General features: G+C 39.5%; 5 protein-coding genes. 1 reads left to right on the forward strand and 4 read right to left on the reverse strand.

The features are described from left to right. Nucleotides 1–191: 191 nt before the first annotated feature. The gene (gene cca / locus V7O62_RS06205) at nucleotides 192–1,571 is read left to right on the forward strand and encodes a CCA tRNA nucleotidyltransferase (protein WP_406658135.1); all 1,380 of its coding nucleotides are present in this window, start codon (nucleotides 192–194) and stop codon (nucleotides 1,569–1,571) included. 13 nt (nucleotides 1,572–1,584) lie between these two features. Here cca and V7O62_RS06210 read toward each other — a convergent pair whose 3' ends face one another. From V7O62_RS06210 to V7O62_RS06225, 4 genes are all read right to left on the reverse strand, one after another. Further along, a complete protein-coding gene (locus V7O62_RS06210; protein ID WP_406658136.1) occupies nucleotides 1,585–2,424 on the reverse strand; it encodes a DNA-3-methyladenine glycosylase family protein in 840 nt (279 codons plus the stop codon). Between the two features lie 2 nt (nucleotides 2,425–2,426). Continuing rightward, entirely contained in the window at nucleotides 2,427–3,773 is a 1,347-nt protein-coding gene (locus V7O62_RS06215) for an ADP-dependent glucokinase/phosphofructokinase (protein ID WP_406658137.1), read from the reverse strand. Between the two features lie 3 nt (nucleotides 3,774–3,776). Next, a complete protein-coding gene (pfkC, locus tag V7O62_RS06220; RefSeq protein WP_406658138.1) occupies nucleotides 3,777–5,264 on the reverse strand; it encodes an ADP-specific phosphofructokinase in 1,488 nt (495 codons plus the stop codon). A gap of 204 nt (nucleotides 5,265–5,468) precedes the next feature. After that, the gene (locus tag V7O62_RS06225; RefSeq protein ID WP_406658139.1) at nucleotides 5,469–12,125 is read right to left on the reverse strand and encodes a LamG-like jellyroll fold domain-containing protein; all 6,657 of its coding nucleotides are present in this window, start codon (nucleotides 12,123–12,125) and stop codon (nucleotides 5,469–5,471) included. Nucleotides 12,126–12,785 lie beyond the last annotated feature (660 nt).

Raw genomic sequence — 12,785 nt, forward strand, 5'->3', positions numbered from 1 at the left:
TTAATATAATACTGAATCAAAGTAATTTGATAGTATAAATAATTTGTCGATTTTTTGTCAGGTATTACTATTTTATGCAAATTATAATACTATCCGGGCAAAAAAGAGATACATATTAGTTATTAAGCTTTTAGAATATATCAGATTAAACCTGCACATACAAAACTTGATATCTGAAAAAAGAAGTAACAATGGACAGGACAATGGCAATGGAAAAGAAACCCGAAACTGCAATAGAAGAGCAGGTACTGGAAACAATAAAACCTTCCGGGGAAGAGAAAAAAAGACTCTCCATTATAGTTGATGAACTGCTTGAGAAGGCAGATGTTGCTGCCGGCAAAATGGGTATCGAAAAAACAAAAACAATGCTTGTGGGTTCTGCTGCCAGAGGAACATGGATATCAGGCACCCACGACCTTGACATTTTCATATCATTTCCCGAGGAAACAAGCCGGGAAGAACTTGAATCATCGGGTCTTCTGATTGCCAGGGAACTTGCAAAGGATGCTGAAGCATTTGAGGAGCGCTATGCAGAGCATCCCTATCTTAATATGAGATACAGAGGATTCGATGTGGATGTTGTACCTTGCTTTGCGGTAGGCTCGGCATCTAATATTAAATCAGCAGTTGACAGGACACCTTTCCATAACAGGTTTGTAAAGGAGAAAATCAATAGTCTTCAGGATGATGTCCTGATATTGAAGCAATTCATGAAAGGAACCGGGGTTTATGGTTCCGAACTGCGCACCCGGGGGTTTTCGGGATATCTTACTGAACTGCTGGTCATCCATTATGGCTCTTTCAGGGAAGTCATAGCCCACGCGTGCGAATGGAAACCCGGAATAGTTATTGACCTGCTGGGACATGGAAGTGTGAAACATGAAGAACCTCTTGTAGTCGTGGACCCTACAGACCCGCGAAGAAATGTCGCCGCTGCACTTTCTATTGACAAGTTTGCTCTCTTTATAGAAGTGTGCAGGTCATATGTGGATAAGCCTTCAGTGGAATTCTTTTTCCCAAAGGCTCAAAATCCTCTTACCGACGAGGAGATTCTTAATATTCTCCAGGAGCGAAAAAGCTCCTTCATAGCGATTGTTTTTGAGACACCGAATGTGGTGGAAGATGTACTGTATCCCCAGCTTGATAAAATGGAAGCAAGTGTACGGGCACTGCTGGAACAGCATGAGTTCACGGTAATAAATACCGGCACATGGGCAGGTGAAGATTCAGTTGTGCTTTTGGAACTGCTCTCATCCACACTTCCGATTGTGAAAAAACATCCGGGCCCACCTGTGTGGGTACGCAGTCATGCACAGGGTTTCAAGTCCAAGTATGAGGGATCAGATGAAACTTTTTCACTTTACATTGAGAACGGGAATTACGTTGCAGATATCAAAAGGAAATTCCCCACTGCAAAAGAACTTCTTGAGGAAAAATTAGCTACCTGCTCTATGGGTAAGCAACTTACAGAAACTGTTAAAGAGGGATACCAGATACTTGAAAATGAACAGCTTTGCAATATAGAGGATAAGAATTTCCGGACGTTCCTGAGAAAATGGAAGAAAAAATAAACCAAAAAGCTTCTCAAGCCAGGCCTTCCAGTCTTTTCTGGTAAAAAAAGTACTGCTGGGCATAGCCGCAATATCTTCCGAAATACATGCGTCCCCAGTTACCGATTTTGTTCTTTGTAACCGTGCCGTTGAAAAAATCATCGTGACCATAGACAGTTCTTACAACTTTTTCCACGTGGGTGTCCACAGGGAAAGCCTCCATTTTGTCGAATGCAAAGAGAAGTATACAGTCTGCGACTTTTTCCCCGATGCCTTCAAGGAACATCAATCTCTGTTTTGCGACATTGTAATCCAGTTCGAAGATATCTTCAAGTACAAGATTCCCTTCCTCTATATGCTTTGCTGCCTTGATAACACGACCTCCTCTGAAACCAAGCTTACAGGCCCGCATGTCATCGTCACATGCATGGACTAGTGAATAAGGCTTCGGAAAACTGTAGTAACCGTCTTCAATTTTCTCCCCATAGTTGCTGCACATCATGGAAATACCCCTTTTGATGTTCGGAATGCTCCAGGCAGTTGCAAGCATATAGGATATCAGGCATTCCCAGGGATCCTGCCTGATAAGACGTAGTCCCCAGTACTTTTTTATGGCTTCGTCCATAAACTCGTCCTTGTTAACCTCCCGCAGAATGGTATCAAGATCATCATCGAAGCGGAAATAATTCTCAAATAAAGAGGCCGGAAGTTTTGAATCCACAAGAACTTCGCCACTTTTTGGATCCTGCTGCAAGCGTGCAACCTCACCATTTACGACTCCTGTCCACCAGTCATCTATGTAGTCCCAGCGAAAGACCTGACCGCAGTCCAGTGTATAATCCAGGTTGAAGTTTTCACAAAAAAGTGTGTACATGATCAGGATTTTAGTTCAAGTTCCCTTAAGAATATGGCGGAGGATATTGTGTCTCCAAGTCCCACGGTGGAGACAGGATCATCGCAAAGGCGCGTGGGAATTGCAAAGATGTCGTGCCCCTGATACCTTCTGAAAATTGAATTTCCGGTCTTTATGCCAGCTTCGGAATGTATAGTGTCTGCAATTTTTTGCATCTGCATCTTTCCGAATTCACTTTCATCTATGTTTGATGCGATTCTCAGCAATGACGCCCTGTCATCAAGTTTTCCGAAACAAGCAAAGGCTGCAGCACAATCCACTCCGAAGTGCAGGCTTTCAAGTGTCTGTTGTGGCTTCAGCAGGCCGTTGGATGATATGGATATTACGAATTCCCTTGTATGTACCAACAGCCTGCCTGGCCCGGACTTGTCGCACAGATTTATGGCCGTTTCGATAATCGCATTTGCATCCATCCCGAGTATCCCGGCTGCATCGAGTCCGTTCATATGTGCGAGCATTGCAAGCTCATCCTCGTTCATACCCATGCTGTCAACGTAGGGAAAAAGACTGTTAAAAACATCATATGCCATTTTTTCCGATGAGAAATGGCCGAACTCTGCATGGATGTGTAATTTATCATTGGCCTTTTTCCATTGTTTTAACTGTTCAAGTGACCTGTTCAGTTTTTCAGTGTAACTGCTGCCATCGGGATAGCTTTCTCTCAGCATATGGTAACCCGATACCAACGCTCCATCTGTTTCCCGTATATGCTCAAGGGCGTAGTTGCTGAAATTCTCATCTATGTATAGTTCAAAATTCAGAGGATCAAAGGTTGCAATAAACCTGTTTTCCCTTGGAACGGATATTTCTTTTCCAAGAAATGTGAACTTGTCTCCTTTTTTGAAATCAAAGACAAAATGAATAAGTTCATTCCCATAACTTTCCGGACATTCATCGTTCCGGACATCCTTGCAATCAGGGATGAATATCGCTTTTTTGGAAAAGAAAGACATTTGAAGTTCAGAAGGGTTTGCAACGTTGGGTACCACTTTAGATGCACCAAGCTCAGAGAGGACATTTGCCATGATCCCCATATTACCGCCCATTCTCATGAATGAGCTTTCAAGAAAATTGTCCCGGAGCCAGCGGAAGACTTCACTATCCAGAACCATCCATTCAGCACCCGTACCATGTTGCATACAGATGAAAAGACCCGCAAAAAATTCAGGTATTGAGGATATGGTACCTGGAGGATCAAGCATCACTCCAACTATCTCTTTTTTATATGTTTCAGCCATTTCAGCCATCATGGCACCTTCTACCTTGTTGATGGCATCAACGTTAGCATTATAACCGCAGAGTATGTTCATGCATCACTCCGGGCATTTAACTTTGTCTGAGTCCTTGATCTTGGTCAACATTGCCACAAAAGTGCCTGCTGAGATAGCATCCCCTATGCCGACTGTTCCTGCGGGATCTTCCACGACTTTAGTTGGTACGATCACCAAGCTGTGACCGAGAGCATTCACGCATCCGTCCTCGAAATCTTCCATTGTACAGATTCCCTGCCTGACAAGGTACGCGGCCAGGCTGTTCAGGTCTTCATGGCCTTTTTCATAAACAGGCACCTTCAGACCTACCTCTGCGTCATCTATGCTGCTGATGCCACCAAGGGAAGCCTGGGTTGCAGCCAGAATTGATGCAAAAAGAAGTGCTTCCCTGTAATCTTCTACATCAACAGGATTGTCTTCGGAAACCAGGGATATGAAATGACCCAGGGAATGAATATTGACAACATGCAAATGCAAATCCTTGAGAAGCCTGACAGCGCCTTCATACAGGGCAATTACACTCTTTTCGTCCCTGCTCATAACGGAGTAGGCGAGTTCCTCATACCCGAGAACATTGAGGGCGTTCGCGACCTCTACAGTATCAAGACCCAGGGATGTTACATGCTTTTTCACTATGTCGGTGAGTATGGCCTTGCGGATGACCTTGTTCTGTATGGATGTGAATTCCACATGAATGGGCATGTCAGGATTACAGGCTTTCAGGGATTCGATGACATTAACGGCTTTTTCCACGTAATGGCGATATGTCATCCCGTTCCCGTATTCTTCTTTTATCATCTGGTAGCCTGCAAGTATTGCACCATCAATTTCCTTCCTGATCTGTGGAATCCGTTCGTAAAGTTCACTGTCCATGTCTATGCGCAGCCATTCAGGCCTTGATGAAATGATAAGACGATTGTCCCTGGGAACCTCAAAACACGTACCTGCACAGGAGATGTTGGTTCCTTTAGAGTATTCGATTATCCAGTTAACCTTGGGTTTCTGGTCCGGGTCGTAAGCATCCTTTGGACGTTTCAGCACCAGTTTACCATCCTCGACAACAGGATACTTCAGGTTAGGAGAATCAACAAAGTATTCAGTCTGCTCCCTGGAGAGCCAGGGTACATAGGTGATAACGTTATTCAGGCCCAGATTTGCCAGCAAATTGGACATGATACCAGCCTGTCCCCCCATCCGTGCATGATCGAAGACAAGATTGTCCATGAGCCATTCATTTAAATCAGTACCATAAGTAGGCACTTCCGCAGCTTTCCCGTCACGCATGGAAATGACAAGGCGGGCCATGAAATCAACCGGATCCTTTATTTCCCGGGGATAGTTTATAATCTGTTCCTGAATAGCACCGCAGCCAAGGATGCCTACAAGTTTTTTCACTTCATCCTCATTTATGTGCTTGATGGCATCGATATTACTGTTATAGGCTACGAACACTCCCCTTATATCCTTTAAAGAGTCCTTGATGTTTGTATACGCCTCTACGTAGTGTTTCTCCCATTCTTCGATCTCCATAGTTTCACCCGGTGAGTATAGGATATGGTTGGAATTTATATATAAAGATTGGATGTTGAAAGGAAAATAAATTTTGTAATTTATGATATTTGTAAATGTAAACCATATCTGGTAAGTTAGTCAAAATACTTTATCCATACTGTCAACTATTCAACTGCCAAGACGGAACGATGTAAAAAATAAAAATGTTAGGTTATCCATTTTTTAGAGTAAAAATGGATAACCATTATTTATTTGTCCTGATATTGACCAGGTATCAGTAAAGTCCCAGCCAACAAAAGTTGACTGATTCTGCATTTCGGCAGTTGTTTTACCTGTACCACCATAACTGGTAGATTGACCTGATGCTTCTGTGTCCCAGTATGAGGAGGTTACAATGGAATATTCTTCCATAGCGACAAGTCCACCCACATTGGTTGTTCCATTGACTGGACCACATGCATATGATTCTTCAATACCTCCAGCATTAAAACCAACCAGACCACCTATGTAGTCTTCTCCGTTAACTGGACTTGTAGAGTATGAGTTTCTAATACCACCACCGTTGGAACCAACCAAACCACCCACAGAAGATATTCCAGTAACTGTTCCGTTCGAGTGCGAGTTTATGATATAAACCTCAAAATTAGCACCAACCAGACCACCCACAGCAGATATTCCATTTACCAAACCTGTAGAGTATGAATTCCTAATACCAGCGCCGTTAAGACCAGCTAAACCACCCACAGTATATGTCCCAGTAATTGTTCCGTTCGAATGTGATTTTATGATATCACCCCCAGAATGAAAACCAACCAGACCACCCGTATAGTAATTGCCCTCAATATGTCCAAAAACATTGCATTGGTATATCCCACTACTTTCGGCCTTTCCAATAAGTCCACCAGTTAAATAGTTTCCTACGACAGAAGCATTTTCGAGAGTTAGGTATTTGATAGTGCATATTCCATCTTCAGGATATGTACCATATACATATCCGAATAAGCCAATAATATCAGTAGATGGTCTATTAATGTACAGATCACTGATAGTGCAATTTTTCCCATCAAATGAACCTGTGAACCTCATTGTAGAATTACCTATTGGCTCAAAACCTGCACCATTGTTCCACGTAGATGTTTCACTGGCATCAATATCATTCATCAGGACATAATGTGCTGATAATTCTTGGTTCATCGACTGTAATTCATTAACATTCGTTATTTGGTATGGATTTGATTCTGTACCATCACCATTGAATGGTGATGCATTGTTCACTGTAATTGATATGGTTTCATTATCACTCAAACTGCCGTCTGAAACGCTGAAAGTCAGGTAGTGAACACCGACATCTGATGCAGATGGGGTCCAAGTAAACATATTTCCACTCAAATTTCCAAATGTGTCGTTAGTTGGATATGATACACTGTAAGTAAGTCCGTCTTCATCATCTGCTGCTGAGAGATTCAGTAAAAGAACCTGATTCTCATCAATAACAATATCACCTATAGGATCGAGTACCGGAGCATTATTGACATAAGTGTCAATTGTTATTGTTCTCGTTTCAGTCTGGTTGACATTACCTTCAATGTCTTGTGCATGAGCTGTGTAAGTATATATGCCATCTTCGAGACCTGTGATGTTAGTTTCAAGACGATATAGACCTGAATTGTAGGATGCTTTGATCTCTTCAGGATTTAGAGATCTTTTCCATAACCTGACTTCATCTATAGTTCCATTAAAGGTAGGCATTGTCAGGTAATCATGACCTCTACCAATCCACAAGTTGTTAGAATTTGTTCCGCCATTCGGTAGATATAAATCTACAGTTCTCACATTATTGCCATTAAGATAGAATTTTAGCTGGTCCGTCTCTCCGTCATAAGTTATCGCTATATGAGACCATTCATTCTCCTTCACTTTTGAAGAAACTCCTCCGCCTGTCCAGCCAAATGATTGAAATTTGAGTTCTCCTCCTGACCGAATGACCATTCTATAGTTACTTCTTTTTGAAAGTATGCCTGACTCATAGGTCAAATTTAAAGGATAAACCCAGGCTTCCATTGTAATTTTTCCGTCACCTTGGATAGGTATGTCATATACGGAATCATCCAACATTTCTACTCTGGCATCCAGTCCGTCAAACCTCATTGCATTGCCAAATTTGCCTTCTGTTGTCCAACCGGATGTTCCATTATCTAGACTGGTATCCATGTTGTGCATGATCCCGGTTTTTTGATGGATCGAATAATCCTCGACAAGTGTTCCGTTGTCATTATCAAATCTCCACCAGCCGACAAGCGAATTGTTCCAGTCTATAAAGGCCGTTGTATTGTTCTGACTTACCGAAGATTCTACAGTAACATTGATAGGCATATAATTTTCAGAAATTATTGAAGCATTGTCTGCAGTCGGAGCAACGAAGTTGATTAGTGGTAGAACTTCAGAAGTTTGTGTCTTATTTGCCACATCAATTACTCTCATCAATGTTGCATTGTTCTGCTGCTCATCTTCAACGATAAGCAGAATTTTGTTTAGGCCTTCACTATCAAAAACATGATTAACTATCTTTCCAGACGTTGCATTCGCAGTATCATCATTGAATATCCAGGTATAGTTAGAGATATTTGTTTCAATTGTGCCTTTTGTTACATAACTATCAGATGCATTGAAAGTTACCGGTGTCCCAACTGTCGGGAGGAATGAACTATTACCTTCATAGAAGAACAATGGTACCAATTGACTTCTCCGATAAGTTACAACAGCTCCCCGTCCAAAATTGCCGAAGGTATCAACAGGATATATACCATAGGTAGAGCCTATGAAGTCAGTTGAACTAAAGTTGTTCATTGTTGTGTTTTCTAATACCTCGTTGTTTTGTAAAACAACAAAGTAATCCAGTGGGTATGTCCCACTTTCGTATTCCCATTCTACAACGATTGAATCACTACCCTGGAAATTTACGTCCATATCGGTAATCTCTACAGGCTCAATTACTGAAACGTTTACTTCAAGTGTTTCAAAGTTGCCGGAAGTATCTTCTGAATATATCTTCACCACATGTTCTCCAACTGATGTTTCCATAGTTGAGGTCAACATTCCCGAGAAAATATTATAGGTAAAGTTTTGTGGGACATCGTCCAGATATAGATAAATAGCAGACGAATTGACACCTGATCCAGAGTCTGTTATTCTTGCCTTTGCAGATATCCTGTCCAGATGCAGAGTTGATGTGTTCCATTGCATTACCGGTGATGTCTGGTCATATCCTGCAGTAAAAGTTCCAAAACTCGATATGTTTGTCTCAGCTTCATTGGCACTTTGGTTGATGACCGAATCCAAAGGAAGCCAAGCGTTTTGTGAGTCATTCCACTTATAAATGGAAATATTCGTCTCATCAGCAATTCCCGAGTCTTCATAGTTCAGGGTTAAGGTTGCTTCCTGATCCAGTGTAACATTGTATGGCTGTAAATCTGTAATATTCCCTATTGCAAAATCATCTCCACTCATACTTGTTACATAACTAGAGAATAAACCCATAGTGCTGAACATTTGGAATGTCATGGTTTCAGGTTCACTGGTTCCAAATGATATTATGGAAACATTTCCTTCTACTGCGTGTGGGATAAAAAGGCTGCCATCTGAAAACATGACTGTTGAAGCCGAGCCTATCTCCACTGTTAAAATATTCACCACAGATTTCAGAACATTTCCGACGGGTTCGAGGAGAGTCTTAAAAATTGTAATCAAGTCTTGTGTGGGACTATCAACATGGCTATCATATGAATACATCTCCACAATATACGGATTCTTACCAAAAATCAATTGCTTTTCAGTGAGGTAGTTGTTTGCAGTCCCAAAAGTTACCTCATCATGCAAGATATATTTTGCGGGTCCAATCTTGACTTCTATTGGAAAACCAACATTATAAGAATCATCCTTTGTTTCTTGAATACTAATGTTTCCAGAATCAGCATCTTTTGTATTCTCACAAAAGCTGGAGAAAACTTTTTCTGGCTCAATATCTTCTTTTCCAAAAGGATTGGCAATGTTGGATTCTGTTATTTCACCGTAATCATAAGTTTTCTGTTGAACAATGCCTTCATCAGAATAGACATTATCCCTAATTATTTTTTTTCCGTACATTTTATTATATTCATCATTCCCAATTATTACGGTTGCATCATATCCATTATGTTCTCCCCAATCAATAACTTCATTACTAAGTATCGATGCAGAAATGTCCTTATCACGATTAATAGTGTACTGAACCGAGCATTCTTGATAATTTTCCTCAGGATAGAATCTATTTTTTATGCAAGCTGCTGTATTTTCTGCACTGTAACCAACAGCAATGTTTGCTAAAGTTGCCAAAATACTTGTACTTTCGGAATTTTCATCTTTTGCTGATAAGCCAGCTTTAAGTAAATATGCTTCAGCTCCATCGACTGTTGCAACTCCTGATTCATAATAATCTAATGATAAATCGGTCTCAATTTGATTTGTAACAGCGTCTATTGTCTTATATAATAGTGGATTTTGACTATCAGCAACACTTGTCAATATATATAGGGCACCTTTCAGCTTCTCTGAATCGGGGGCGTTTTCATAATCTACCTGAAGCTGTGATCCAACCATGGTTTTAGAGCCTGAATAGACATCTGAATTGATTACAGAAATTTCCGCTGAACGCACTCGAGTTCCAAAACCAAGACCTCCATTGTAAGTTAGGGTAGAATCCAATAATCTATTCATTATTAAGTTTGTATCTTGATTTTGAACAGTTAATTTAAAGTCTTTTTTTGTTTCATTGTCTTCATATATAAAAAATCCACATCCTCCCCCACTTTTTTCACTTATGTACCAAGATGTGGAATAATCACGTGGCAAGACTTCAAGTGAGAAATCAAACATCGAAGGATCGATATCATACACATCATCTCCTATTGACAAAGTTACACTAGAAGCAGAAATATCATAGATTCCTTCACTAAATCCTTCTGTTTTAGTATCAACAGAAACATTAAATATTCCATTTTCATCCGGTTGCGTATATGTCAGGTATTCGGATTCAATTGATATTTCAGAATACGGTGTTGCTTTATACCATAAATAATAAGTTCCCCCAACCTCTACTTGCGACGTTCCTGCGAACAAGGGATGACAGTTGTCATCAATGTAATAATAAACCCGTGTAAAATCTCTAACTTCGTTACCTTCAAGGTCTCTAACAACAACATCAACAATGTTTTCTCCTTCAAGCAGGGATATAGTTGCACTCCAACTAGTAGTCCCACTGGCAAGAACACCATTTACGGTAACGGCATCTATTCCAACGTCATCAGTTGCAGTACCTGAGATAGTAACAACACTGCTGGTTGTTACACTACCGTATGAAGGTGAGGTAATAGTTACATATGGAAGAGTTGCATCAGATTCTAGTCGCTGTAAATAGGGATAGCCATCGTTTACTTCACTTGAAAACGCCCAAATATCGTCAAAATCCCAATCAACATAGTTGGATTGAGTTTTCATTTCACTTGTTGTTCTTGGATATCCTCTGCCATCATTATCTGTCTGCCCAGATGTTTCTTGGTCATAATAGCAGTGAATGATGTTGTTTGATCCTGACATATTACCAATCATTCCACCAAAAGGACTTTCACCCTGAACAAATCCAACTGAATAACAGTTGGTAATATTAGAAGAATCAGCATCTTGTATCATTCCAATTAGCCCACCAACATATCCATTTGGATTTGAGTCCTGTGTTACCATTCCGGTAGCATATGAATTTTCTATTGTTGTTACACCTTCATAATTTGAAGTAAGTTCACCTATTAAGCCACCGTGAGCTAATCCTTCATGCCCAATTATCCTACTATCTGAATAACATTCAGTAATCCATATTGAATCGCCGTAAGACAAGAAACCACCAAGAAAGTCTCTTCCCTCAACTGTTCCAGTAGAATAACATCTTTCAAATTTGCATCCCCATACTTCATATCCAAATCCACCGCCTTCAAGATCTTTATTTCCAATAGTTCCTACTCTACCAGTTGCAAAGCAATCTATAAACTTAGTATTATATGAATAGAATACAAATCCTGCACCACTTCTATAAGTATTAACATTGCCCGTTGCAGAACAATGCTCAATGATAAGGTCTACACCTTCTTCATATCCTATTTCATAGTAGTATGATTCGTCTGGACATGTAGCCACGACTCCATATCCCTCTGCCTCAAAAATAAAACCTGCACCATCTCTGCCATAGATATCACATGAAGAAGTTGAATAACCAATGTAATTTAGTCTTGATGATACCCTTGGATCTTCATATGTAGCATAACCAATAAGCCCAGCAGCTTTATTACTAGAGAAATAATATTTAGTTGTGATTTTACCAGATGTATGACAATTGACTACTTCAGTATTTTCCATTTGGCCAATTAGCCCGCCAATTATTTCATGTCTATAAGTGGTAAGGGTTTCCTTTCCAGTAATATTTACGTTTTCAAGTTTAACATTTTCAATTCTTGCCCCCCGTGTAAGTCCAAAAAATCCTATTTTCTCAGTTTCGGGCCCATCGATATGCAAATTATTAATTTTATAATTATAACCATCAAAAGTACCATTGAAAGGTGCCGAATCATTTCCGACAGGCATCCATCCAGCTCCATCATTCCATGAAGATGTGGGTGAGGCATCTATATCGTTCATTAAGGTATAATCGCCTGACAAATCATTTCTGATATTGTTCAAATCTTCCAAAGTATAAATCTGATAAGTTCCTTCTGCTGAAACAGATTGTGTCAGAAATAGAATCAAAAAAGATACAACAATAAAAATTTTAATTACTTTTTTATATGTATTTTTCATATTTTCACCAAATTTAATTTAAGATATAAATAATTTATTTTTTAAATTTATTGATTTATCCTTAAAGTTTATTGTGTGCAGAATGGAATAACAAACAACTTATCAAACAAAGTACTCAGATCATTGAACCTTCCAAGTCGCAACATAGTGCACTAAATTTATCTTAATGTGAAAAAACAGAAATTCTACTGTCTTGATATATAAATAAAAAACTTCTATTAACTTGTTTTTCGAATTCATAAGAAAATCTCTCAAAACACAGCTTAGAGGATCAGCGCATTTTACTTAACTAAAATTTCATTAGGCTAAACAAATATTCAGATTTACTAAAGTAAAAATAATTAAAAGTAGATAAACTTTTTTAATATAATTTAAACATAAAAAAAAAATATTATAAAATTAATTTGTAAAAACTAAGCAAAACAATTCTTAGAACAAATAAAGTTTATACTTAGTATTGGTTCTGATTTAATCGTAGTCAAGCATGACCACATGCTTCAAGAATTATCTACCGTACCCCAGCAGCATTATATTTTGTGTTTGTGACACAAGAAACCTCAACAGAGATACAGCATTGTTATAATTAACACAGATTCCTTATTCAAGACTTAAATCTCACCTGAAAAAAATAATATCCACTTGAAAAAAATATGTATCCTG

The organism is Methanolobus sp. ZRKC2 (genome assembly GCF_045291185.1).
Classification (GTDB): domain Archaea; phylum Halobacteriota; class Methanosarcinia; order Methanosarcinales; family Methanosarcinaceae; genus Methanolobus.

What these genes read in the sequence shown, in the direction of transcription:
- cca (WP_406658135.1), top strand. Translation starts at nt 192, where the DNA reads ATGGACAGGACAATGGCAATGGAAAAGAAACCCGAAACTGCAATAGAA.
- V7O62_RS06210 (WP_406658136.1), bottom strand. Translation starts at nt 2,424, where the DNA reads ATGTACACACTTTTTTGTGAAAACTTCAACCTGGATTATACACTGGAC.
- V7O62_RS06215 (WP_406658137.1), bottom strand. Translation starts at nt 3,773, where the DNA reads ATGAACATACTCTGCGGTTATAATGCTAACGTTGATGCCATCAACAAG.
- pfkC (WP_406658138.1), bottom strand. Translation starts at nt 5,264, where the DNA reads ATGGAGATCGAAGAATGGGAGAAACACTACGTAGAGGCGTATACAAAC.
- V7O62_RS06225 (WP_406658139.1), bottom strand. Translation starts at nt 12,125, where the DNA reads ATGAAAAATACATATAAAAAAGTAATTAAAATTTTTATTGTTGTATCT.